Source organism: Cohnella thailandensis (assembly GCF_014212135.1).
GTDB classification, from domain to species: domain Bacteria; phylum Bacillota; class Bacilli; order Paenibacillales; family Paenibacillaceae; genus Cohnella; species Cohnella thailandensis.
Window position 1 is genome coordinate 55,724 of the sequence record NZ_JACJVQ010000003.1, and the last position, 22,803, is coordinate 78,526.

Genomic DNA, 22,803 nt, shown 5'->3' on the forward strand with positions numbered 1-22,803 from the left:
AAGCGCAAGAGGCCATTCCCGCATCCTCTCGAGGATGAAGGAATGGCCTCTTCTTTTATCGCCGTTCTACTTTCGGTTCTTCGGATCCATCGCATCGCGAAGGGCATCGCCGATAAAGTTGATTGACAGCACGCTCAGGATAATCATGACTCCCGGCGCGACCCACAGCCACGGTTTGTCGGTCAGCACGGTCAGGGATTGAGCGCTCGCGAGCATGTTGCCCCAGCTTGGCGTCGGCGGTTGAACGCCGAGCCCCAGGAAGCTGAGCGCGGCTTCGTCCAGAATCGCCCCTGCCACTCCCGAGGTCGCGTAGATGAGCAGAGGCGCCATCGCGTTCGGGAGAATGTGGTTGAACAGGATTCTAGGAGTCTTATAGCCTAGAGCCACGCTGGCTTTGATATACTCCGTTTGCTTGATGGCCAGGACGCTGCCCCGTACGAGGCGCGCGACGCCCGGCCACCCCAGGAAGCCGAGGATCAGGATGATGTTCGCAAGTCCCGGGCCGATGATGCTGGAGACGACAAGGATGAGCATAATGTAAGGGAAAGACATGAACATGTCGGTAATCCGCATGATGAGACCGTCGATCCAACCGCCGAAGTAGCCAGAGACCAGACCGAGCAAGGTGCCGATCGCCGCCGAGATGAGGACGGACGCGATCCCGACGGAGAGCGAAACCCTAGCCGCATAGATGATGCGGCTGAGCACGTCCCGGCCCACTTGATCGGTGCCCAGCCAGTGGTTCCAGCTAGGCCCTTCGCCGAACGAATCGGTTAAGGCATTCGGAGAATACGGAGCGATCCACGGAGCCAGAACGGCGCAGATCGCCATAAGGCCGATGACGAACAATCCCGCGACCGCCAGCTTGTGCTTCCGGAAACGGCGCCAGAACGCTCCCTTGGGCTCGCCCTCTCCCTTGAAGTCGAGCCCGATCGGATCGATGTCGGGCTGCCGCTTGACGCCGATATACCTTCTGAATAAATTCATGACCTTGCCGCTCCCCGGTAACTATGTTTGATGCGCGGATCGGCTAGGGCGTAAACGATGTCCGTGAGCAGATTCGCGAAGATAACGACGACCGCCGCCACCAGGTTCAGCCCCATGATCGTGGAATAATCCCGGCTCATGATCGAGGACAAGGTCAGCTGGCCGATCCCCGGCCAGGAGAAAATCTGTTCGATGACGACGGCACCCCCGAACAGGATCGGGATCTCCATGCCGAGAATCGTTACGATAGGAATAAGGGCGTTCCGCATCGCGTGCTTATTGACCACCAGAGCTTCCCTTAAGCCCTTGGCGCGGGCGGTGCGCAAATAATCCTGCCCGGCGATCTCCAGCATGCTGGAGCGGACGTAGCGGATGGTCCGTCCCGTCACGTTCGCGGTAAGGACGACGCAAGGCAGAATCAGGTGAGTCAGCACGTCCGCGAAGCCGCCGCCGCTTCCGAGCTCGGTCATGCCGCTTGTCGGAAGCCAATCCAGCTTAAGCGCAAAAATATAAACGAGTCCTAGCCCCAGGAAAAAGTTCGGAACCGAGATGCCGAGGAACGACAGCGTGACGACGGCGTAGTCCAGCTTCGAATACTGCCGGACCGCGCTGATCACCCCGAGCGGAACAGCGATCGCCAAGCCCAGCGCAAGCGAAATTCCCATCAAGAGCAGCGTCGGACCCAGCTTCTCTCCGATCATCCGGGTCACGGGCTCGTAAGTAATCATGGAGTATCCGAGATCCCCGTGAAGCACCAGATTTCGGAGCCAGTTCCAGTATTGCTCGTAAGCGGGGGCGTCGAGGCCGAGCTCGATCCGCTTCGCTTCCGCCGCGGCGGCCGGAAGCTTCGGGTTCACCAGCATGTCGACGGGATTGCCCGGCGCCATCTTCATGATGATGAAGTTGATGACCGTCACCCCGAACAGCACCGGAATGGCGATCAGGATGCGGCGCATTACGTAATTATACAACTCAAGCACCTCGGATCTTCATCAATGGGAGAACAAGCAAGCGGCAGAATGCGAACCCTCGCCCGCCAGCCTCGGCTCCTCTTGGCGGCACTGCGCCTGGGCCATCGGGCAGCGCGTATGAAACCGGCATCCGCTCGGCGGATTGACCGGACTCGGGACATCGCCCTCCAGCACGATCCTCTCCCGATCGCGGAGATGCGGGTTTGCGATCGGGTAGGAATCCAGAAGCGCTCTCGTGTAGGGATGCTTCGGGTTGCGGAAGATCTCCTTCGTCGGCCCTACTTCGACGACCTTGCCCAGATACATGACCGCGATCCGGTCGCTGATGTACCGGACGGCGCCCAGACCATGGGCGATGAACAAATACGTCAGGTTCAATTCCTTCTGCAGCTGCTTGAGCAGGTTCAGAACCTGCGCCTGAATCGAGACGTCGAGCGCGGATACCGGCTCGTCGCAGACGATCAGCTTCGGCTTCAGCGCAAGCGCCCGGGCGATTCCGACCCGCTGCCGCTGACCCCCGGAGAACTCGTGGGGATATCTCGACTTGCTGTTCTTCGGAAGCCCGACGAGGTCCAGCAGCCGATCGACCTCGGCGTCTACTTCGCCCGGCTGCACGACCCGGTGCACCCTAACCGCCTCCGCGATCAAGCTGCCTACCGTCTTGCGAGGGTTCAGCGAAGAATACGGGTCTTGGAAGACGATTTGCACTTGCGACCTTAGCCGGATCATCTCCCGGCCGGACAGCTTGGAGATGTCGGCTCCTTGGAACCTAATTCGTCCGTCCGTCGGGCGTTCGAGCCCTACGATCGATCGGCCGATCGTCGATTTGCCGCAGCCCGACTCCCCGACGAGGCCCAAGGTTTCCCCGGGCATAATGTTCAGATCGACCCCGTCGACGGCTTTAACGTAATCGGATGTACGGTTCAGCAAGCCGCGCTTGATCGGATAATGCTTCTTCAGATTCTCCAGAACGAGCAAAGGCGATTGGGGAGGTTCCTTCCATCCTTCGTTCATAACGCTTTCGCCTCCTCCCAGCGAGCCGTTGCCGCTTCGATCTCCCAGCAGCGCGACTTATGCCCTTCCTGCGTCTCGAAGAGAGGAGGAAGCTCCGCCGCGCACTTGTCCGTCGCGAAGGGGCAACGGTTATGGAACCGGCAGCCTTGCATCGAATGATAGCGCGCCGGAACCGCCCCCGGAATGGACTGCAGATCGTCCTCGTCGTCCAAATCCAGATGGGGCACGGAGCGCAGCAGCCCTTGCGTGTAGGGGTGCCTCGGATGGTCGAACAGGGTGAACACGTCGGCCTCTTCGACGACCTGGCCGGCATACATGACCAAGACGCGATCGGCCATCTCCGCCACGACGCCCAGATCGTGCGTGATCAGAACGATCGCCGTGCCCGCTTCCGCGCACAGCTCTTTCATGATCCGCATTATCTGGGCTTGCACGGTGACATCCAATGCGGTCGTCGGCTCGTCCGCGATCAATACGCTCGGGCGGCACGCCAGCGCCATCGCGATCATGACCCGCTGCCTCATCCCGCCGGAGAGCGCGAACGGATACTCGTCCATGATCTGCTCAGGTCTCGGCAGCCCGACCTTCCTCAGCATCTCGACGGCATGGGCCTTTGCCTGCCTCTTGTCCCGGTTCAGATGAAGACGGATCGCCTCCATCAGCTGATTGCCGATCGTAAAAACGGGGTTAAGCGAGGTCATCGGCTCCTGGAAAATCATCGATATCCGATTCCCGCGAACATCCCTCATCTTCTTCTCGTCCAGCTCGAGTATATTTTCGCCTTCAAGCCGAATCTCGCCATCCTGAATGCGGCTGCCCTTCCCGAGCAGCCGCATGATGGACAACGCCGTGACACTCTTTCCGGAGCCGGATTCCCCTACGATCGCCAGAGTCTCGCCGGCCTTGAGATCGAAGCTGACGCGATCGACGCTCACAACCTGCCCCTGATCCGTATCGAACGACGTTCGGAGATCGGTAACGGCCAATAAGCTATCCATCGCGATCGCCTCCATTTCCTGCAAAGAAGGGGGGCGGCGCCCCCTTCCTTTCTTACTTAATATCCCATTCGTAGACGTTGATGAACATTCCGAAGTCCTTCGGCGTCGCTCCCGTCACGCGGTTGTTGACCGCGCCAAGCGCCTTCGTCGCGTAAATCGACGGCATCGGAACGTCCTGCGCGATAATCTCTTGCAGCTTGCCGTACGATTCCTTGATCTTCGCTTCGTCCACTTCGGCGCCGATCGACGCGATCAGCTTCTCGGCTTCCGCGTTCTTATAGCCGTTCGGATTGCCTTCGTTCAGGAAATAAGCGATATCCGGCAGCGGATTGATCGGAGTCAAGGATACCGTCAGAATGCCCAGATCGTATTCCATCCTCACGAGCTTGTCGAGCAGAGTTCCCAGATCGAGCATTTGGATGTTTACTTTGACGCCGACGGCATTCAGGTTCTCGGCGATGATTTGGGCCGCTTGCTCCAGCGTAGCGTCGCCGGACAGGACGGACATCGTCAGCTGCTTGCCGGAATCCCAGCCGGACTCTTGCAGCAGGCTCTTCGCCTTCTCCGGATCGTAGCCGACCGGCTTGATATTCTCGCTCAGGTACGGGCTCGTGCTGTTGAAGTAGCCGTCCACGGCTTCGCCGGCGCCCTTAAGCAGCTTCTCGACGATCAGCTCGCGGTTCATCGCGTAAGAGATCGCTTGTCTCTGCTTCGCGTCCGGAACGACCTTCTCGTTGATGTACATGTATTGAGTAGCCAGCGGAGTGCCTTCCGTCGTCGTTACGTTGCCAAGCCCTTGAACCTTCTCGTAATCTTCGATCGGAATGACGCCCGCCGAAGGAATGTTCATGTCGATCTCGCCGCTCTGCAGTTGAGCCGCGATGGCCGTGCCTTGCAAGACCTTGAAGTTCAGCTGTTCGATCTTGGGAGCGCCGCGGAAGTAATCCTTGTTCGCCTCCATCGTCACGTAATGGTCGCGGTCGATGTCCACGAGCTTGTACGGACCGCTCGTTACGGTCGGCTTCTGCATGAAGTCGCTCTTGTTAAGGTCTTCCGGAGCGATATCCTTCAGCGCGGCTTGCGGCAGCGTCATCAGGTTGCGTCCTATCGTGTCTTTGAAAATGTCCAGAGTCGTGGGAGCCTTCGTTTTCATCGTCAGCGTGTGGTCGTCTACCTTGGCGACGCCGGAGATTTCGGACTGACCCTCTGGCAGATAGCCCGCATCGTCGAGGCCTTCCAGGCTGGCGAAGATGTAAGCGAAGTTCGACGCGATCGCCGGGTTGCTCATCAATTTAAGCGTATAAATTACGTCGTCGGCCGTTACCGGAGTACCGTCGGTCCACTTCGCGTTCTCGTTCAGCTTAACGGTGAACGTCGCGTTGTCCGTCGTCTCGATCGAATCCGCCAGCATCGGCTTGTACGTCAGATCGGAGTCGATCTCCATGAGCGGAGGGTACATCAGTCCCGCCACGTAGGTCGACACCAAGCCGACGGGAGCGAGAGGGTTAATGCCGCTCGGCGCGTAGGTAACGCCGATGTTTACCGTCTTCTTGCCGCCTGCGGCCGGTTGGCTCGCAGAGCCTTCCGCGTTCGTACTCGCATTATTATTGCCGCTGCACGCGGATAGAATCGTCAATACCGCAATGATCAGGATGGCGAGCGAAACCTTCTTAGACCCTCTAGCTCTCATTTGTGCACTCCCTTTTATTAATCCCCATGATCTTACTATGCTTTAATAATAGTAAGACGTTTGTCTAAAAAGTCAATACAATTTCTCTCTTCCTAATTTTCCCGACGGAATGAAAGGAACCGCGCCACGACTGGGATTTCGGCTCTCTATTCGTTACTTGTCCCGAAATGCATGGCTAAGAAAACTTATAAAAATTCATTACAAAATCCTATTTATAAACTAGTTCTTTATCGTATTTACAGTTGTTACTTAGGAAAATATTGGATTCCCTTTCGCAAAACCTGCTTCTCGCCCGCTTCTACCGCGAAGGGCAAACGGTTGTTGCGGGGAGGCATCGGGCAATTGAACGCATACGAGAAGGCGCAAGGAGGCAGGAACGCCCGGTTGAAGTCGAGGACGGCGACGCCCCCTTCCTCCATCGTCACGATCGCCATTCGACCCATCTCATACGTTTCGTTCCCGTTCGTCCGGTCGCCGAACACGACGATCAGCGAATCTCCCGACAAGAACGGCGTAAGCACGTAAGGCTCCCCGTCCACTTCGATCCGAATGTCTCCGGGGGAACGATGCTTCCGGGTCGCTCCCTCCCGGTCGGATTGGTGGGCGAAGCCGACCGTGCATCCTTCCCCGCCCGAGACGAACTCGCCGCGAATCGCCCAGCGGGGATCCTCCGGATAGAAGGAAATCCCTTCATAGCCCTCTAGATTTTCCGCCGCGGAATCCCATACTTCCAGCAGATGATCCGAGCCCGGCTGCTCGGTCGCCATGGCGGTAAGCCTGTCCGACAGCTTCACGAGCATCTTGTCGACCGACAGCGTCACGGTTCCGTCCACGATAACGCCATCGGCCGTTATGCCGTCCTTCGCCTCCGCGGACAGCGTCAGCCCCGGAAGGCCCGGAGCGAGCGGCGCCCAGACGCCCGGAAGGCCTTCCAACGTTCCCGGACGGTCGACGGAATAAAGAGCAATCATCGACAGATCCCCTTGGGGACCTGCCGCCGATTGCTCCCGGTAAGCTCTCCATTCCCGCAGCGTCGTCATAGACCCGATTCTCCCGTCGAATCGCTCTTCAGGAAGTCGGTTACTTTATTAAGGAAGGAAGCATGCTCTTCGATAAACGGCATATGCCCGCTCTGCTCGAATACAACGAGCTTGGAGCCCGGAATCAGCCTGTGCATCTCCTCGGATTGGGAGATCGGGGTGATCCAATCGTATCTCGCTCCCACGATAAGAGTCGGCACGCGGAGACGCGGCAGCTTGTCTCGTACGTCGTAATTCGGAATAAAGTGCTTAAAGGTATGATTCGCAACCTCCAGGGATCCGATCGGGCGGTTGCCCGTCTCCTGCATCACGACCTCATCCTGAACGTGGAAATAGAGAGGGTAGCAAATATCCCACCATCTGACCAGATGAGCGTCGTCCTCTATTCTTCCTTCGAACAGCTCGGGGATGACGGCCAGCTGCTCCGCCGTCGCCGCCCGGCTTGCATACTCCAAAGCCGCCGGGTAGAAATCCTTGCTAGGAGCCGTATTGACGAGCAGGAGCTTATCCAGCGATTCTGGATGCCTCGTGGCGTATACCTGGGCGACCATTCCGCCGAAGGAATGTCCCAGCACGCTGATCCTCCCGAAGCCCAAATAACGGCGAAGCTCCTCAAGGTCGTCGGCAAGCTGCTCCAGCGTGCACGTCGCGGGATCGACGCGTTCGGATTGCCCGTTGCACCTCTGGTCGACGTAGACGATCTGAACGTGTTCCGTAAGAGGGGTAAGCCACGGCTTGAAATCGGAATGGTCGCTGCCCGGCCCGCCGTGTACGGCGAATAGAACGGGCCGATGGACCATCCGGTCCTTCACCGGCACATACCCCGACCCTTCGATGTCGAAATAAAGACGAGTTCCGTTTATTTTCGCAAACATTGCCACACTTCGCTTTCTCGATGTCGATTACAACCATGCTTCCCATTATCCAATACGGGCAATCTCGGGTCAACAACCCCGGAGAACGGCGCTAAACGAATGTAAAACGAGAGTAGACAAAGGTGCCTTATTTCGTAAATTCTAAGTAAAATAGGAGATAAAGGCGTATTTTAAAAGGATTTTTATTTTACAGCTTAGAAGGCTTGAATTAAAATGATTCTGATCCGTTGAAAGCAGGTGACGTCATTGAGCACGGAATTCCAAGTCAGTCCCGACATGATCGTTCAGATGTACAATCAAATATCCAAGCACTTCTCCAGCCAGCGCGTACGGAAGCTTGCCGAACATCTAAGGAAAAACGATTTATCGCTCAACCAGTTTTCGGTCTTGAACATCGTTCACCACCAGAAGGATTGCTCCTCCATTCACTTGGCTAATCATCTGTCCCTCAAGGCCGCATCCATGACCTATATTATCGACTTATTGGTAAAGAGGGGGCTAGTCGATCGAATAGAAAACCCTGACGATCGCAGAAGCCACTTCATTAATTTGACCGAAGAGGGAGCGAAGCTTCTCACCGTTCCCGAAGACGCCGAAGATCTCGCAAGATCCTTCGAGAACATGGAGCAAGAAGAGCTGAATATGCTTTATCTCTCTCTCGGAATTTTAAAGAATAAATTACTTAAATCGACATGACAAGTAGCTATTCGAATGACCAAGTAAGCGGTACATCCCTAACGGCATTCGTCATCCATTATCGGCTTTAGGGAGGAATCGCTTATGGATTGGCTCGAAACATTCATTGACCGCATTCGGGGCAAAGAGCTGCTGATCGCGCTCGGCATCGTTTTTCTTTTCTATCTAATCAGCCTGTTCTTCACCAGGTTGCTGTTGCCGAGGCTGCTGCGCCGTTGGGCTCATGGGGAGGATTCGGCCTCGTGGATGAACTCCGTCCGCAAGCCCTCCCATGCCCTGTTTCTGCTGATCGGAATCTATGCGGCGTTGGAATTCTACGTTCCTTCCGGTTGGGCGCACGAACCGCTGCTGCAAAAAATCGTCCGGAGCCTCGCCGTCTTCTTCGCTAGCTGGGCATTGTACAATATCGCCGCGGTTTCCTCCGCCGTGTTTCAATCGATCTACCGGCGGCTTGGCAAGGACGAATCGAGCATGCTCATTCCTTTCCTCTCCAAGGTCATCCGCTTCCTTATCGGCGCGCTGGCGCTGGCGGCGATCGCGACGGACTGGGGCTTCAACGTGAACGGAGTCGTCGCCGGCATGGGGCTTGGCAGCCTGGCCGTCGCCTTGGCGGCCAAGGATACCCTTAGCAACGTGATCGGCGGAATCGTCATCATCACGGAGAAGCCCTTCTCCAAGGGAGATTGGATTCTGACTCCAAGCGTCGAAGGCTTCGTGGAGGACATCACGTTCCGCAGCTCCAAAATCCGCACGTTCGCCGATTCCGTCGTGACGGTGCCGAACGCCACGCTCGCCAGCCAGCCGATCACGAATTGGAGCCGAATGGGCAAGCGCCGCGTGACGTATACGTTCGGAGTCGCCCTGGATACGGATCCGGTCGCTCTCGAAAGAGCCGTCTCCCGCATCGAGATGGAGCTTCGCCTGAACGATGAGATCCACCCCGATCTCGTCATGGTTCGGTTTAACGAATTCATGCAGGGCTCGCTCGGCATCTTTATTTACTTCTTCACGAATACGACGGTGTGGGTCGAGCACACGAGAATCCGCCAGGACATCAACTTCATGATTCTCGAAGTGCTTGCAAGCGAAGGGATCAAGTTGGCCTACCCGATCCAGCGCGTTCTGCTCGAATCCGAGGCTTCGGAACGGAGGTTCCCGGTCGAGGCCGGGCTGTAGCTTCAACCGAATTTCCGGCCCTCCGTACGGCAAGTCAACCGCGCAAAACGGCGAAGCGCCCTTTCAAAGCAGGGCGCTTCGCCGTTTTGTCAAATATTATTCGCCTTCCTCATTGACGATGATAATTATTATCAATAAAATAGAGGTATACCTTTCGAACTATATTGCCTTAACGAAGGCGATTCCTATACGGAAAGAAGGACCGACACGTGAACGAACAGCTTGAGCTATACGACGTGACGATAATCGGCGGAGGCCCCGCCGGAATGTATACGGCATTCTACAGCGGCATGAGGGATCTGAAGACGAAGCTGATCGATGCCAACGACCAGCTGGGCGGCCGGATCCTCATTTACCCGGAGAAGATGATCTGGGACGTGGGGGGCCTAACCCCGACTCTCGGCAGCAAGCTGATCGAGCAGTTGAAGCAGCAGGCCATGACCTTCGATCCGACGATCGTGCTCGGCCAGCAGATCGTGAAGCTCGAGCGCCAGGCGGACGGAACGCTGCTGCTTACTTCGGCTAACGGGGAGCGCCATTGGTCCAAAACCGTCGTCCTGGCCATCGGCTACGGCATCCTGGAGCACGCGAAGCTGGAGATCGAAGGAGCCGACCGCTTCGAAGTCTCCAACCTGCACTACACCGTGCAGGAGCTGGAGGTCTTCCGCGGCAAGCGCGTCCTGATCTCCGGAGGCGGCGACTCCGCGGTAGACTGGGCGAACGCGCTCGAGCCGATCGCGAAGAGCCTCACGGTCGTCCATCGCCGCGACAAGTTCGGCGGGCATGAACGGAACGTCGCCAAAATGAAGGAATCCTCGGCCAGAGTTCTCACCCCTTGCGTCGTCGATTCCCTGCACAGCAAGAACGGCTGCGATATCGACCAGGTGACGATCTCTTACATCGAGAGCGGAGAGAGCGAATGCATCGATGTCGACGCGGTCGTCGTCAGCCATGGCTTGCGCTACAACTTCGGCCCCGTGAGGGACTGGGGGCTCGACATGACCGAATGGAACGCCAAAGTCGGTCCGGGCCTGCAGACGAACATCCCGGGAGTATTCGCGGCGGGCGACTTCGTCGATCACGGCGGCAAGGTGCGGCTGATCGCGGGAACGTTCACCGATGCCGTGCTTGCGCTCAACAGCGCCAAGCTCTATATCGAGCCCGATGCCGAGAAGGTCGCTTACGTCTCCTCGCATAACTCCAAGTTCAAAGAGCGCAACAAGGCGCTCGGCGTGAAGGTGGACGAGGACGACGAGCACTGATCCCAATAAAATAAAAGCCGAGTTTCTCCCGAACGGGGGAACTCGGCTTTTGCTTTGTTTAGATCATCGTGCTTCCGTCGTAGGAGGCAATGACGCGATACAGGTCGGGACGCCGATCGCGGAAAATCCCCCATTCGATGCGTTGAACCTCCAGCTGGTCGAGGTCGAATTCGGCCACGAGCGTCGTCTCCTCCGCGCGCCCCGCTTCCTTCACCAGGTTGCCCTGCGGGCCGGCGATGAAGGAGGAGCCGTAGAAGGTGATCGAAGAATCGTCGTCCGATTCTTCCCCGACGCGATTCGAGGCGATGACCGGCATCAGGTTGCTCGCGGCATGGCCGCGCATGCACATCTGCCAGTGATCCTTCGAATCGATCGAGCCGTCCTGAGGCTCCGAGCCGATCGCCGTCGGGTAGAACAGAAGCTCCGCTCCCATGAGCGCCATGCAGCGCGCCGCTTCCGGGTACCATTGGTCCCAGCAGACGCCGACGCCGATTTTCGCATAGCGGGTATTCCACACTTTGAACCCCGTATCTCCCGGATTGAAGTAGAACTTCTCCTCGTACCCCGGTCCGTCCGGAATATGGCTTTTGCGATACGTTCCAAGCACGGAACCGTCCGCGTCGATGACCGCGAGGGAATTGTAACGGGCGTAGTTCTTTTTCTCGTAGAAGCTGATCGGCAGCACCACTTGAAGCTCCTTGGCGACCTTCTTGAAGTGATTCACCGCTTTGTTGTTCTCCAGCTCCGTCGCGTATACGTAATAGTCCGACTTCTCCTTCTGGCAGAAGTACGGCGTCTCGAACAGCTCCTGAATGAGGATGATCTGGGCGCCTTGGGCGGCTGCCTCGCGCACGAGCTTGTCCGCCTTGGCGATGTTCTCCTCAATGTTGCAGGAACAAGCCATCTGCGTGGCCGCTACGGTTACTTTTCTCACTTGGCTGCTCCTCCTTGTCGCGGCATTTGCTGCGTCGTGCAATGCACGTTGCCGCCTTCTTTGATAATGGCCATTCCGTCTACCGTCCGGATCTTGCGGTTCGGGAACGTCGCCTGCAGGATCCGCTCCGCCTCGCGGTCGGCTTCCGCCGCCGGACCGCCGAATACCGGCAGCACGATGCCGCCGTTCACGAAGTAGAAGTTAAGATAGCTTAGCGTCAGACGGCTGTCCTCGAACATGGCCTTCGGAGGCTGGGGAATCTTGACGATGTCCAGTTTGCGCCCCTTCGCGTCCGTCTCCTCCGCCAGGATCCGCAGGTTCTCCTGCGTAATCGCATAGTTCTCGTCGGAAGGATCTTCGCATACTTGGATGATCACCTTGCCGGGAGCCGCGAAGCATGCGATGTTGTCGACATGGCCGTCCGTCTCGTCGCCGTCCAACCCGCGCTTCAGCCAAATCACCTTACGGACGTTAAGGAACTTCTTCAGGTTCTCCTCGACCTCCTCGCGGCTCAGCTCCGGGTTGCGGTTCGGGTTCAGCAGGCACTCTTCCGTCGTGATGACGGTGCCTTCCCCGTCGACATGCAGGGAACCGCCCTCCATGACGAGAGGAGCGTCGAAGCGGCGGGCGCCGACGCGATCCAGAATCTGCGGCGCGACCGCATCGTCCAGATCCCAAGGGGCGTACTTGCCGCCCCAGGCGTTAAACTTCCAGTTCACGCCCGCGAGCTCTCCGTCCTTGCCGACGACGAAGGTCGGGCCGTTGTCCCGCAGCCAAGCGTCGCTGTGCGGGATAACGACCAGTTCGATATTGGACTGGTCCAGATAACGCTGCGCCAGCTCCGCGTCGGCGGCGTTGACGAGCACGGATACCGGCTCGAACTCGGCGATCGCCTTCACGATCTGGGCGTAGCCGGCGCAGACCTCCTCGTGGTCTTCGGGGTATACCATCGAATCCTTCACCGGCCAGGACATGAACGTGCGCTCGTGTTCCGTCCATTCGGGAGGCATCGTAAATTGAAGCTCTTGTGGGTTCACAGCGATTCAGCTCTCTTTATCGTATTTTCTCAGAACATCATATACGATATGCCTTACGATCTCAATGACGGAGGAGGCTTGGAAATATTCTCAGCATCGCCTACATCACCAGCCCCTTACTCCTTGCCTATGAAGCAATTCTCATCTACACCCCGCCTCCGATCTGTTATACTCGACTTACGATCGGAGGCTCTTAGAGCGAAGAAGCCTCCCACCACGAAGAAGAAAGAGGAATTCCAATGCCTGACATTCCCTCCGCAGAGGCCAACGATAGGGAGATCATCCCCTTAAGCCATCTGCGAGCCGACTGCGAGAGCTGCTTCGGCTTATGCTGCGCGGCGCTGCCTTTCGCCGCATCGAGCGACTTCGCCAAGGACAAGGCGGCCGGGCAGCCTTGCCCGGAGCTGCGCGACGATTATCGCTGCGGCATCCATAGCAAGCTAAGGCCGAGCGGCTACCGCGGCTGCACGGTCTACGACTGCTTCGGCGCCGGCCAGAAGGTGTCGCAGCTCACCTTCGAAGGACGCGGCTGGAAGGAAGCCCCCGACGCCTCCGCCCGAATGTTCGAGGTATTCCCGATCATGTGGCAGCTCCACGAGCTCCTCTGGTTCCTGACCGACGCGTTATCCCGCGAGCCTGCCGAGCCGATTCGCCATGAGCTCCTGCAGGCGCTCCGGGACACGGACGAGCTTACCAGGCTGAACCCGGACAAGCTGCTTCAACTGTCCGTATCCGCCCAGCGGGCGGCCGTGAACCCGCTGCTGCACCAGGTCAGCGAGCTTGTTCGCCAAGAGGCGCGCAAGCGATTCAAGGGCCCGCTTCGCACGCCCAAGAAGGCCGGGCGAGGCGCCGACCTGATCGGGGCCAAGCTCCGGGAAGCCGATCTGCGCTGCGCGAACCTGAGAGGCGCTTACCTGATCGCCGCCGACCTGCGCGAGGCCGATCTGAGGTCCGCCGACTTGATCGGAGCCGATCTGCGCGACACGGACCTGCGCGGCGCCGATCTGACGGACGCCCTCTTCGTCTCCCAATCGCAGCTGAATGCCGCCAAGGGCGACCAGACGACCCGCATTCCGGCAAGGCTGTCGCGCCCCGACCATTGGCAGAGCTAACTCTATCGGCAGACGACGTCGCCGGAAGATGCGGAGAGGCACCGTCAAGAGGATGACAAGCTCGGAACGACAGCGAACACGCGCAGAAGAGATGCAAATGCCAAATCGACAAAAAGGCTCCCTCGCCGGCCTTGGATGGACCTGAAGCGAGACAGCCTTTTGCCTATTTGGCTTATCCTTTACCTTGAAGCCTTCCCTTCGAACCCTGCGCGGCCTTCGCCTTGTCCGTGTTCCTCATCAGGATCAGGTTGCGGGCATAGATAAAGACCCCGGGAACCTGCCCCAGAATGTACACAGGGTCCCTCCGGTAGATGGCATAGACGGACAGAATCGAGCTGCCCAGAATGCCGAATACCCAGAAGGACTTCGTCACGATGCTCTGCTTCGCTTTCTCGCTGGCGATCCACTGGACGACGAAACGTCCGGTGAACATAAGCTGCCCGATCAAGCCGAAGCCGACCCAGAACCATTCCCGCGCGTGACCGGCCATCGTTTACTCGCCCCTGATCTGGTAGTTTATCGTTCGCTTGCGAAGCCATCCGATGACGATCGCGTCCATCAGCCCGACGAACGCCCGGTTAAGAACCCCGTACTTCGAGGTGCCTGCCGTTCTCTCGCGGTGGCCGACCGGAACCTCGACGACGCTGAAGCCGTTCATTCTCGCCAAGGTCGGCAGGAACCGGTGGAAGCCTTCGTACAGATTGAAGCTCTGGGCCACTTCCCGTTTGAAGAGCTTCATCGGGCACCCGGTGTCCTGGATCCGATCCCCGGTAATCTTGTTGCGCACCCCGTTGCCCACTTTGGACGAGACCTTTTTGACCAGCGTGTCCTTGCGGTCGACCCGGGTTCCGTTCGCGAAATCATACTGCTCCATATAAGGAAGAAGCTTGACGATGTCTTCCGGGAACGTCTGCAGGTCTCCGTCCATCAGCGCGACATAACGGCCTTCGGCTGCCTTCAAGCCCGCGGAGATCGCCGCCGTCTGCCCGCAGTTTTGCTCGAAGTGGATGACCCGAATCTTCGCGTCGCTCTCCGCGAGCTTATCGAGCTGGGGACCGCTGCCATCCGTGCTGCCGTCGTTGACCAATATGATCTCGTATTCCCCGACATGCGGATCGAGCGCCCCCGTAATCGCAAAATAAAGCCTCATCAAGTCGTCGCGCTCGTTATAGATCGGAACGACTACCGACACTTCCTTCATGATGTTCTCCCTCCATGCCACCGTGCGAAATTCCGTATTCCATCCTCGAAGCTCGTTCGAGGCTCGTATCCGATCAATCGCCTGGCCTTGCCGATGTCGGCGAAGGTCATCGTCATGTCTCCCGGCTGAGCGGGCAGCTTCCGAAGAATCGCCTTCTTGCCGAGCTCCTTCTCCAAGCATTCCACCATCTCGCCGAGCGAGACCATCCGGCTGTTGCCCAGGTTAAGCACCTCGTAGACCGACTCGTTGTTCTCCGCATATTCGAGCGCTCCGCGGATTCCGCCGACGATATCCCCGATATAGGTATAGTCTCTCTTGGTCGAGCCGTCTCCGTAGAACGGAACCTCGCTCCCTTGATCGATGAGCTTGGCGAACTTATGGATCGCAAGATCCGGCCGCTGCCGTTCCCCGTACACCGTAAAAAAACGCAACATCATTCCGTCTATCCCGTATAGATGGTGGTAAGTGTATCCCATAAGCTCGCAGCTTTTTTTCGTGGCGGCATACAGCGAGATAGGAGAGTCCACCGAATCGTTCTCCGAGAAGGGTATTCGCTTATTATTCCCGTAGACCGATGACGAGGACGCGCATACCCACTTGCGGACGCCGTATTTCTTCATCGTCTCCAGCAGAAGGAGCGTGCCCCTTACATTGACGTCGTCGAACAATAGCGGCTGCTCGATGGAGGCCCGTACGCCGGGCAATGCCGCCAGGTGAACGACCGCGTCGATCGGTTCCGATTGGAAAATGCGCTCCAACGCCGCCCGATCCCGAATATCGACCGTCTCCAGCCGATACCGTTCGCTCTCCAAACAGCGGCTCAGCTCGGCCAGGGCCTCTTTCTTGCCCGTAATGGCCGCAACGCTGTCCCGACAGGAATCCTGCTGGACGTTGCGCATTTTGACGCGATAGTCGTAGGAATCGGAGAAGCTGTCGAGACAGATGACGCGGTGCCCGCTCGCCATGAGGCTCTCTCCGAGGTGCGACCCGATAAAGCCCGCCCCGCCTGTCACCAGATAAGTAGACATGAGTGCATCCCCCTTCCGCCTATAAAATCGCAATGAAAAATAAGGCATTGCCCACGGCCCAAATGCCCTTAATCTCTTCTCTCTATCTGTAACTTTATGCTGCTCTTTCCGTCCTATGTCCACCGACAACCTACATATTAGTTCAAATAATCTAAGTTGTAAATCGATTATTTCTAGATATTTAAACGATTCGTCATATTTTTATTAAATTCATCAAAGTATTTTTTCTATTATTATACACATTCATCCGATTTGTCTTATAAGTAACGAAACAGCCGTCTTCCCCGGTCGGAAGACGGCTTCGCTTGTTGGACTATTCTGTTCAATAATACTCCTCGTCCGACCATTCGCCGATGAGGGGAGCATCGGAGAGACCGGGCAGCTTTAAGCCTTCCGCCGCGTATTGAAGATAGGGCTGTCCGGGGCCGAACCCGGGCTGCCCCCTATCCTCGGCGGCGGGGATCAAGCCCGCGTGGGTTTCGTTTAACCGGCGAAGCGTATGAACATCCCGCTCATAGAGGGAAGCATCCCATCGAATGCTTGGAATGACGCCCGCGACGACTTGAACGGGATACCCGCTCTCCTCGGCGATGATGACGGAAGCCTTATCCGGGTTGCTTCTCATGAAGGCATGAGCCCGCAGATGAGCCTTAAGATAGGAAATGATGACGTCTTCGTGGCCAGCGGCCCAATTCCCATCCGCCATGATTCCGGTTAAATAATCCCCTCCGAACCCCTCCGAGGGGAACGGAACGCCCGCCCCGATGGACCTCGCCCAGCTTAGATAAGGCTCCCACATGAAGCTCGCCCCTACGTTCCCTTTCACGATGCCGTCGAGACATTCGCTCATGGTCCGATGAACCACGGGATCGGATACGAGCCCGTTCGCGCTCATCCACTGCCTCAGCCGGTGCGAAGCGCTCGAATGACCGACCGTCGAGATCGCCCGGTCGGTTAACTCGTCCGCATACCGAAGGTTGCTTCCCTTCGGAACGACCAGAGCGAGCCCTCCTCCGTTGCTCGTCTTGCCGTCGAACGCCAAGAATAACGGCCGGAACCTCGGCAGCACCCGACTGAGCGAATGACTCGCGATCATCGGATAATCCCCGATCGAGGCGATCTGGACCCGTCCCCCGATCAAGCTCTCCACCAGTTCCATTCCGTTCGGGGCATTCGCCCAAGTGACGCGGTAAGAGCCCGATGGACTCGTCCGTTTCAACTCTTCCTCGAACAGGCCCAGCCGTTTGATGATCAGCGTGCTCCACAGCAAGGCCGCCCCGCTCTGATAGCCGACCGTCACCTCTCGCCCCGGCCTTTCCTTCGGCCTCTCCGCCGGCTGATGCTGTCTGGAATGCAGATAAACCCAAGCTTCCAGCTTCTCTTTGTCGATCCAGATCTCCTTGCCTACCTTAATATGCGGGAGCTGCTTATCCTTGCGCCAACGGTCGATCGTTGCCCGGCTAACGCCCAAAATATCCATCGCTTCCTGAAGGCTGAGCAGATTGAATCTTTCGTTAGCCATGATCGCACGCTCCCTTTTCCAATCTTAATTCAAACTATTTTGATGAGATTTATCAGTTAATTTGATCATAAGCGATCCCCCCTGTGATTTCAATGCCTACGCGGCTCGGACAAACCGGATTTTCCTCATTCCCGCTCGATATTCCTCATTCCTCCTCATCTTATTGACACTGCAAGGGGGCAATGTTATTTTCATACATATTAATCAAAGTTGTTTAGTTGGAATTGAGTCAATGAAGAAGATCACGCGATCAAGAAGGGTTGTGCAAAAAATGAGAATGGGGACAAAAAAACGCACGTTCTTAGGCGGAGTGACGACTTTCGCCCTTATCCTGGCGCTGACGCTTCTGTCGGCTTGCGGGGCGAACGATTCGAACGAGACGGCCGGCTCGGCCGACAAGAGCGCCGAAGCTCCCGCGAGCGGCAATGCGGAATTAGACAAAAAGATCCGAATCGGTTATCAGAAGTATGCTTCCATCAATATTCTCAAGGTTAGAGGCGGCTTGGAAGAGAAGCTCGCCGAGATCGGCTACAAGGTCGAATGGACCGAGTTCCCCGGAGGACCGCAGCTTCTGGAAGCCGTCAACGTCGGCAGCATCGACTTCGGCAACGTCGGCGAAGCGCCTCCGATCTTCGCTCAGGCGGCAGGCACGCCGCTCGTCTATCTCGGGCATTCCCCCGCGAGCCCGAAGGCGGAAGCGATTCTCGTTCCCGAGAATTCCCCGATCAAGACCGGCGCCGATCTGAAGGGCAAGAAGGTCGCTCTCAACAAAGGCTCGAACGTTCATTACCTCCTCGTCAAATACCTCGAGCGCGAAGGGCTGAAGTACTCCGACATCGAAGTCGTCTTCCTCCCTCCGGCGGACGCGAGAGCCGCGTTCGAGAGCGGCAGCGTCGACGCCTGGGTCATCTGGGAGCCGTTCTACTCCGCCGCGCAGCTCGCCACCAAGGCCCGCGTTCTCTCGGACGGCGAAGGTCTCGTCAGCAATTATGAATTCTATTTGTCCACCCGCAAGTTCTACGAGAACGACAAAGCCGCGCTTGACGTTCTGCTGGAGCAATTGCAGCAATCCGATGCCTGGGCGAAGGATAACCAGTCGGAATTGGCCGACCTGCTCGCGCCGGCGCTCGGACTCGACGTGCCTTCCTTGGAACAGGCGCTCTCGCATCGGAGCTTCGGCGTTGAGCCGATCACGGACGACATCGCCGAAGCGCAGCAGAAGATCGCCGACGTTTTCTACGATCTTAAGCTGATTCCCGACAAGATCGATATTCGCGAAGCTATCGTCGAATAAGGTTAGGAGGAAGGAGGACATCCAATGGAAATCTTCTGGTTCATTCCCTTGCACGGGGACGGCCGTTATCTCGGAAGCTCCGAGGGCGCCCGCGCCGTCGATTACAACTATATCCGGCAAATCGCGCAAGCGGCGGATAGCTTAGGCTACCACGGCGTACTCGTCCCTACGGGCAAGGCCTGCGAGGATGCCTGGATTGCCGCATCCTCGCTGATCTCCGCGACCGAGAGTCTCAAGTTCCTTGTCGCCGTCCGGCCGGGCCTCATGTCACCGTCCGCCGCGGCGCGAATGGCTTCCACCTTCGATCGCTTGTCCGGAGGGAGGCTTCTGGTCAACGTCGTCACGGGCGGCGATCCGCACGAGCTGGCAGGGGACGGGATCTTCTTGAATCACTCCGAGCGTTACGAGCAGACCGACGAATTCATGGACGTTTGGCGCAAGCTCATGCAAGGCGAGAAGGTCAGCTTCTCGGGCAAGCACCTGCGCGCCGAAGAGAGCGAGCTGTTCTTCCCTCCGATCCAGAAGCCCTATCCTCCCGTCTACTTCGGAGGCTCCTCGCCGGCCGCATTGAATATTGCCGCGGATCACGTCGACTGCTATCTGACGTGGGGAGAGCCGCCGGAGGAGGTGGCGAAGAAGATTCAGGTGGTGCGCTCGCTCGCCGAAGCCCGCGGCCGCAAGGTCAAGTTCGGCATCCGCCTGCACGTCATCGTTCGGGAGACCGAGGAAGAAGCTTGGGCGGCAGCCGACCGGCTCATCCGATATGTCGACGAAGAATCGATCGCGGAAGCGCAGCGAATTCTGTCCCGCTACGACTCGGTCGGCCAGAAGCGCATGGCCGACCTGCATAAGGGAGACCGATCCTCGCTCGTCATAGCCCCGAACCTATGGGCCGGCATCGGCCTCGTTCGCGGCGGCGCGGGCACCGCTCTCGTGGGAAACGCCGAATCGGTGTCCGCCCGCATCAAGGAATACCGAGAGCTTGGCATCGAAACGTTCGTTCTCTCCGGTTATCCGCACCTCGAGGAAGCCTATACGGCTGCCGAGCTGCTGTTCCCGCTGCTGCCCCTTGCCGCCCGCGAGCAGCCTTCCCCGGCCTCGGCGATCGAGGCCGTCGGAGAGTTGGTCGCCTACAATAAACGCCCGGACAAACGATCCCGTCCGCAGTCTGGAGGAGTCGCCCATGAAGCCGTTCCGCAAGCTGGCCGTTAATCGATACACCCCATATTATCTTCCCGTTCTGGCCGTGGCGGTTTGGCAGCTGCTGGGCCAGTACGGATATATCTCGACCCGAACCTTGCCGACTCCGCTCCAAGTAGCGGAGGCCGGCATTTCGCTTGCGAAGTCGGGGGAGATTTTCCAATATATTTACGACAGCGCGAAGAGAGCGTTCATCGGTCTCGTAATCGGAGGCGGGATAGGGTTCGTTCTCGGGGTTGTCAACGGGCTGTTCCCGATCGCCAACCGGTACCTCGACAGCTCTCTCCAGATGATCCGCAACGTCCCCCATCTCGCCTTGATCCCGCTTGTCATTCTCTGGTTCGGAATCGATGAGACGGCCAAGATTTTCCTCGTGGCTCTGGGCGTATTCTTCCCGATCTACATGAACACGGTGCATGGCATCCGTTCCATCGACCCCGGACTGATCGAGATGGCCAAGGTCTACGAGCTCAAGGGGTTTGCCTTCTACCGCGAGGTGATTCTTCCGGGAGCCCTCTCCTCCGTTCTCGTCGGGCTCCGTTATGCGCTTGGCTTCATGTGGCTTACCCTGATCGTCGCGGAGACGATCTCGGCCAATTCCGGGATCGGCTATATGGCCATGAACGCCCGGGAATTCATGAGGCTGGATATCGTCGTGTTCGCCATCATCCTGTACGCGATTCTGGGCAAGCTGTCCGACTCCGCGGCCAAGCTGATGGAGCGACGGCTCTTGCGCTGGAATCCGAATTACACCAAGTCTTAATAAGAGGTGACGTCCATGAGCACACATCGTCTCGGAGCCCGGCTCCACATTCAATCGGCAATTAAACGCTTTGGAGAGCAGGAAGTGCTGCGCGGCATCGATTTGACCATCCCCGCCGGTCAATTCGTCGCCATCGTCGGACGAAGCGGCTGCGGCAAGAGCACGCTGCTGCGCTTGATCGCGGGGCTGGAACCCCCGAGCGACGGGGAACTGACGCTTGACGGCGAAACGATCGGCGGCCACCACGCCGACACCCGAATGCTGTTCCAGGACGCGAGACTGCTGCCTTGGAGGAAGGCCGTCGATAACGTGCAAGTCGGACTTCGTACGAGAAGCCGCGAACGGGCTCTGGACGCGCTCTCCCAGGTAGGTCTCGCCGACAAGGCGAACGAGTGGCCGGGCGTCCTCTCCGGCGGCCAACGGCAGCGGGTCGCGCTGGCCCGCGCGCTCGCCGGCCAGCCTCGGCTGCTGCTGCTGGACGAACCGCTCGGCGCTCTCGATGCCCTGACTCGCATAGAGATGCAGCAGCTAATCGAGCGCCTGTGGCTGGAGCAGGGCTTCACCGCCGTGCTCGTCACTCACGACGTGAGCGAAGCGGTCGCGCTGGCGGATCGGGTCATCCTGATCGAGAGCGGACGCATCTCGCTGGACGTGAACATCACCCTCGACCGTCCTCGCGAGAGGGACGGCGGGTTCGTCCACTTCGAGAAGCTGATTCTCGATCGGATTCTCGAACGGGATTCCTCGGAAGCCCCTCGCGGCAAGAAGCTGTCTTATTCCATATAAGACTCGCAAAAAAACCCGCTTCTCCGAACGGAGACGGCGGGTTCTTCCTTTATTCCGATTTATTGGCCGAGCGAGTCCACGATCGCCTGCACCCCGTACGAGTTGCCGATCGGACCGTAGCCGAGAGCCAGCTCGCCGTTGATGCCGTAGACGCGGCCGTCCTGAACGGCCTTCAGCTTCTTCCAGACCTCGCTCTTCTCCCATTCGTCGGTCAGGGCGGGGACGGATTTATCTCCATAATTGAAGTAGCCCAGGAACAAATAATCCGGGTTCAGCTCCGCGAGACCTTCCAGGCTGAGCTGGGCTCCTTCCTTGATGTCGGCAGAATCCGGCGGGGTCAGATTAAGGCCGCCTTCGTAATAGGGCTGCAGGTAATTCGTGCCTTGCAGCCAAGCTTCTTTCTCTCTTACTTGCAGGAAGGCTACATTGCCGCCGAGATCGGCAAGCTTCGCCTTAGCCTCTTCCACCTTGCCGCGGAATTCCGAGATGTAATCGGACGCGACCTCTTCCTGGCCGAGAATCTCGCCGAACTTCGTGACGACCGCAGGCCAGTCTCCCCAAATATTCGTCGTCGCTTCATCGATTAGGACGGTAGGCGCTATCTTCTCCAGCTCGCCCGCGATTTCGGCATTGACGCTGTTGCCGCCGATGATCAGATCCGGATCGTAAGCGACGAGCGCCTCTAGGTTCACCTGCGTATTCTCGCCGACGGTCTTCAGTTCCTTCACTTTATCGACGTAAGGCTTATAGCTGTCCGTCTTAAGTACCGAGGTCTCTTCGCTGAACGGAAGCGCCAGCGCCAACGATTCGAGATTGAACAACAGAATCGAATCCCCGTAGCCCCAGTGAACGACCGCGATCTTCTTCGGCTCCTCTTGGATCGTAATCTCGCCGTTCGCCGCTTGAATCGCGCGCGGGAATTTGCCCGCCTCTTCGCTGGCGGAAGCCGCAGGCTGGGCGGACGGCGAGGCCGGCTCCGACTCGGAAGCCGATTGCGATGCCGACGGACTGCCGGACGCGGAAGAATTCGAATTCGAGTTCGAGCATGCGCTTACCAGCATAATTCCGCATAATAACGCTATGAGGAAGGTCATCCCTTTCATCTTCTTAACCATATCAAGCATCCTCTCTCTGCCCCTGTGTATTGAGTGATAATGTTTCTCATTATCACTCAATACCTTACCATCTCCTTCGGAGGATGGGAATAGAGAGATTCC

The 22,803-nt window shown here is 58.0% G+C and carries 22 protein-coding genes; 8 read left to right on the top strand and 14 right to left on the bottom strand.

What is annotated here, in order from left to right; all coding sequences use genetic code 11:
* Nucleotides 1-66: 66 nt before the first annotated feature.
* The 7 genes from opp4C to H7B67_RS02625 form a co-directional block, all read right to left on the bottom strand.
* Complete coding sequence (gene opp4C / locus H7B67_RS02595) at nt 67-987, bottom strand: oligopeptide ABC transporter permease (RefSeq protein WP_185118240.1); 921 nt, start codon at nt 985-987, stop codon at nt 67-69.
* Nucleotides 984-1,958 carry an ABC transporter permease gene (locus H7B67_RS02600; RefSeq protein WP_185118241.1) on the bottom strand — a complete coding sequence of 325 codons (975 nt, stop codon included), beginning with the start codon at nt 1,956-1,958 and terminating at the stop codon, nt 984-986. The genes opp4C and H7B67_RS02600 overlap by 4 nt, the downstream gene beginning before the upstream one ends.
* A 21-nt stretch (nt 1,959-1,979) precedes the next feature.
* Complete coding sequence (locus H7B67_RS02605; RefSeq protein ID WP_185118242.1) at nt 1,980-2,972, bottom strand: ABC transporter ATP-binding protein; 993 nt, start codon at nt 2,970-2,972, stop codon at nt 1,980-1,982.
* Nucleotides 2,969-3,970 (bottom strand): ABC transporter ATP-binding protein, encoded by a 1,002-nt coding sequence (locus tag H7B67_RS02610; RefSeq protein ID WP_185118243.1) that lies wholly within the window; start codon nt 3,968-3,970, stop codon nt 2,969-2,971. The genes H7B67_RS02605 and H7B67_RS02610 overlap by 4 nt, the downstream gene beginning before the upstream one ends.
* Before the next feature lie 52 nt (nt 3,971-4,022).
* Nucleotides 4,023-5,660 (bottom strand): ABC transporter substrate-binding protein, encoded by a 1,638-nt coding sequence (locus H7B67_RS02615; protein ID WP_185118244.1) that lies wholly within the window; start codon nt 5,658-5,660, stop codon nt 4,023-4,025.
* 245 nt (nt 5,661-5,905) lie between these two features.
* On the bottom strand, nt 5,906-6,700 hold the full coding sequence (locus tag H7B67_RS02620; RefSeq protein WP_185118245.1) for a DUF1684 domain-containing protein: 795 nt from the start codon (nt 6,698-6,700) through the stop codon (nt 5,906-5,908).
* Nucleotides 6,697-7,575, bottom strand: a complete 879-nt coding sequence (locus tag H7B67_RS02625) for an alpha/beta fold hydrolase (RefSeq protein WP_185118246.1) — start codon at nt 7,573-7,575, stop codon at nt 6,697-6,699. The genes H7B67_RS02620 and H7B67_RS02625 overlap by 4 nt, the downstream gene beginning before the upstream one ends.
* A gap of 246 nt (nt 7,576-7,821) precedes the next feature.
* Here H7B67_RS02625 and H7B67_RS02630 point away from each other — a divergent pair, with 246 nt between their 5' ends.
* From H7B67_RS02630 to H7B67_RS02640, 3 genes are all read left to right on the top strand, one after another.
* Nucleotides 7,822-8,271 carry a MarR family winged helix-turn-helix transcriptional regulator gene (locus H7B67_RS02630; RefSeq protein ID WP_185118247.1) on the top strand — a complete coding sequence of 150 codons (450 nt, stop codon included), beginning with the start codon at nt 7,822-7,824 and terminating at the stop codon, nt 8,269-8,271.
* An 84-nt stretch (nt 8,272-8,355) separates the two neighbouring features.
* Nucleotides 8,356-9,447, top strand: a complete 1,092-nt coding sequence (locus tag H7B67_RS02635; RefSeq protein WP_185118248.1) for a mechanosensitive ion channel family protein — start codon at nt 8,356-8,358, stop codon at nt 9,445-9,447.
* 209 nt (nt 9,448-9,656) lie between these two features.
* Complete coding sequence (locus H7B67_RS02640) at nt 9,657-10,709, top strand: FAD-dependent oxidoreductase (RefSeq protein WP_185118249.1); 1,053 nt, start codon at nt 9,657-9,659, stop codon at nt 10,707-10,709.
* Nucleotides 10,710-10,767: 58 nt separating this feature from the next.
* Here the strand turns inward: H7B67_RS02640 and aguB are convergent, their stop codons facing one another.
* Complete coding sequence (gene aguB, locus H7B67_RS02645) at nt 10,768-11,643, bottom strand: N-carbamoylputrescine amidase (protein ID WP_185118250.1); 876 nt, start codon at nt 11,641-11,643, stop codon at nt 10,768-10,770.
* Complete coding sequence (locus H7B67_RS02650) at nt 11,640-12,653, bottom strand: agmatine deiminase family protein (RefSeq protein ID WP_221468658.1); 1,014 nt, start codon at nt 12,651-12,653, stop codon at nt 11,640-11,642. Before H7B67_RS02650 ends, aguB begins: the two co-directional genes overlap by 4 nt.
* Before the next feature lie 266 nt (nt 12,654-12,919).
* On the opposite strand from H7B67_RS02650, the gene H7B67_RS02655 reads away from it, so the two are divergent.
* On the top strand, nt 12,920-13,792 hold the full coding sequence (locus H7B67_RS02655; RefSeq protein ID WP_185118252.1) for a pentapeptide repeat-containing protein: 873 nt from the start codon (nt 12,920-12,922) through the stop codon (nt 13,790-13,792).
* A 172-nt stretch (nt 13,793-13,964) separates the two neighbouring features.
* Here the strand turns inward: H7B67_RS02655 and H7B67_RS02660 are convergent, their stop codons facing one another.
* The 4 genes from H7B67_RS02660 to H7B67_RS02675 all read right to left on the bottom strand — a co-directional run bounded on the left by H7B67_RS02660 (nt 13,965) and on the right by H7B67_RS02675 (nt 17,543).
* The gene (locus tag H7B67_RS02660) at nt 13,965-14,282 is read right to left on the bottom strand and encodes a lipid-A-disaccharide synthase N-terminal domain-containing protein (protein ID WP_185118253.1); all 318 of its coding nucleotides are present in this window, start codon (nt 14,280-14,282) and stop codon (nt 13,965-13,967) included.
* A gap of 3 nt (nt 14,283-14,285) precedes the next feature.
* Nucleotides 14,286-14,993 carry a glycosyltransferase family 2 protein gene (locus H7B67_RS02665; RefSeq protein WP_185118254.1) on the bottom strand — a complete coding sequence of 236 codons (708 nt, stop codon included), beginning with the start codon at nt 14,991-14,993 and terminating at the stop codon, nt 14,286-14,288.
* Nucleotides 14,990-16,021 carry a GDP-mannose 4,6-dehydratase gene (locus tag H7B67_RS02670; RefSeq protein WP_185118255.1) on the bottom strand — a complete coding sequence of 344 codons (1,032 nt, stop codon included), beginning with the start codon at nt 16,019-16,021 and terminating at the stop codon, nt 14,990-14,992. Before H7B67_RS02670 ends, H7B67_RS02665 begins: the two co-directional genes overlap by 4 nt.
* A 322-nt stretch (nt 16,022-16,343) precedes the next feature.
* Nucleotides 16,344-17,543 carry a helix-turn-helix domain-containing protein gene (locus H7B67_RS02675; RefSeq protein WP_185118256.1) on the bottom strand — a complete coding sequence of 400 codons (1,200 nt, stop codon included), beginning with the start codon at nt 17,541-17,543 and terminating at the stop codon, nt 16,344-16,346.
* Nucleotides 17,544-17,814: 271 nt separating this feature from the next.
* Between H7B67_RS02675 and H7B67_RS02680 the strand changes: the two genes are divergently transcribed.
* The 4 genes from H7B67_RS02680 to H7B67_RS02695 are packed head-to-tail and all read left to right on the top strand — an operon-like array spanning nt 17,815 to nt 21,586.
* Nucleotides 17,815-18,837 (top strand): sulfonate ABC transporter substrate-binding protein, encoded by a 1,023-nt coding sequence (locus H7B67_RS02680; RefSeq protein WP_245363713.1) that lies wholly within the window; start codon nt 17,815-17,817, stop codon nt 18,835-18,837.
* Between the two features lie 24 nt (nt 18,838-18,861).
* Nucleotides 18,862-20,049 carry an FMNH2-dependent alkanesulfonate monooxygenase gene (gene ssuD / locus H7B67_RS02685; RefSeq protein WP_185118257.1) on the top strand — a complete coding sequence of 396 codons (1,188 nt, stop codon included), beginning with the start codon at nt 18,862-18,864 and terminating at the stop codon, nt 20,047-20,049.
* Nucleotides 20,021-20,800 carry an aliphatic sulfonate ABC transporter permease SsuC gene (gene ssuC / locus H7B67_RS02690; RefSeq protein WP_185118258.1) on the top strand — a complete coding sequence of 260 codons (780 nt, stop codon included), beginning with the start codon at nt 20,021-20,023 and terminating at the stop codon, nt 20,798-20,800. The genes ssuD and ssuC overlap by 29 nt, the downstream gene beginning before the upstream one ends.
* Nucleotides 20,801-20,815: 15 nt before the next feature.
* Nucleotides 20,816-21,586, top strand: a complete 771-nt coding sequence (locus H7B67_RS02695; RefSeq protein ID WP_185118259.1) for an ATP-binding cassette domain-containing protein — start codon at nt 20,816-20,818, stop codon at nt 21,584-21,586.
* Between the two features lie 59 nt (nt 21,587-21,645).
* Here the strand turns inward: H7B67_RS02695 and H7B67_RS02700 are convergent, their stop codons facing one another.
* On the bottom strand, nt 21,646-22,701 hold the full coding sequence (locus tag H7B67_RS02700) for an ABC transporter substrate-binding protein (protein ID WP_245363711.1): 1,056 nt from the start codon (nt 22,699-22,701) through the stop codon (nt 21,646-21,648).
* Nucleotides 22,702-22,803 lie beyond the last annotated feature (102 nt).

Coding starts and splice junctions, on each gene's coding strand:
- H7B67_RS02635 (WP_185118248.1), top strand. CDS start 8,356: ATGGATTGGCTCGAAACATTCATTGACCGCATTCGGGGCAAAGAGCTG.
- H7B67_RS02675 (WP_185118256.1), bottom strand. CDS start 17,543: ATGGCTAACGAAAGATTCAATCTGCTCAGCCTTCAGGAAGCGATGGAT.
- H7B67_RS02615 (WP_185118244.1), bottom strand. CDS start 5,660: ATGAGAGCTAGAGGGTCTAAGAAGGTTTCGCTCGCCATCCTGATCATT.
- H7B67_RS02660 (WP_185118253.1), bottom strand. CDS start 14,282: ATGGCCGGTCACGCGCGGGAATGGTTCTGGGTCGGCTTCGGCTTGATC.
- H7B67_RS02650 (WP_221468658.1), bottom strand. CDS start 12,653: ATGCCTCCCGAATGGACGGAACACGAGCGCACGTTCATGTCCTGGCCG.
- opp4C (WP_185118240.1), bottom strand. CDS start 987: ATGAATTTATTCAGAAGGTATATCGGCGTCAAGCGGCAGCCCGACATC.
- H7B67_RS02670 (WP_185118255.1), bottom strand. CDS start 16,021: ATGTCTACTTATCTGGTGACAGGCGGGGCGGGCTTTATCGGGTCGCAC.
- H7B67_RS02605 (WP_185118242.1), bottom strand. CDS start 2,972: ATGAACGAAGGATGGAAGGAACCTCCCCAATCGCCTTTGCTCGTTCTG.
- H7B67_RS02625 (WP_185118246.1), bottom strand. CDS start 7,575: ATGTTTGCGAAAATAAACGGAACTCGTCTTTATTTCGACATCGAAGGG.
- H7B67_RS02655 (WP_185118252.1), top strand. CDS start 12,920: ATGCCTGACATTCCCTCCGCAGAGGCCAACGATAGGGAGATCATCCCC.
- H7B67_RS02665 (WP_185118254.1), bottom strand. CDS start 14,993: ATGAAGGAAGTGTCGGTAGTCGTTCCGATCTATAACGAGCGCGACGAC.
- H7B67_RS02610 (WP_185118243.1), bottom strand. CDS start 3,970: ATGGATAGCTTATTGGCCGTTACCGATCTCCGAACGTCGTTCGATACG.
- ssuC (WP_185118258.1), top strand. CDS start 20,021: ATGAAGCCGTTCCGCAAGCTGGCCGTTAATCGATACACCCCATATTAT.
- H7B67_RS02700 (WP_245363711.1), bottom strand. CDS start 22,701: ATGGTTAAGAAGATGAAAGGGATGACCTTCCTCATAGCGTTATTATGC.
- H7B67_RS02680 (WP_245363713.1), top strand. CDS start 17,815: ATGAGAATGGGGACAAAAAAACGCACGTTCTTAGGCGGAGTGACGACT.
- H7B67_RS02695 (WP_185118259.1), top strand. CDS start 20,816: ATGAGCACACATCGTCTCGGAGCCCGGCTCCACATTCAATCGGCAATT.
- H7B67_RS02620 (WP_185118245.1), bottom strand. CDS start 6,700: ATGACGACGCTGCGGGAATGGAGAGCTTACCGGGAGCAATCGGCGGCA.
- ssuD (WP_185118257.1), top strand. CDS start 18,862: ATGGAAATCTTCTGGTTCATTCCCTTGCACGGGGACGGCCGTTATCTC.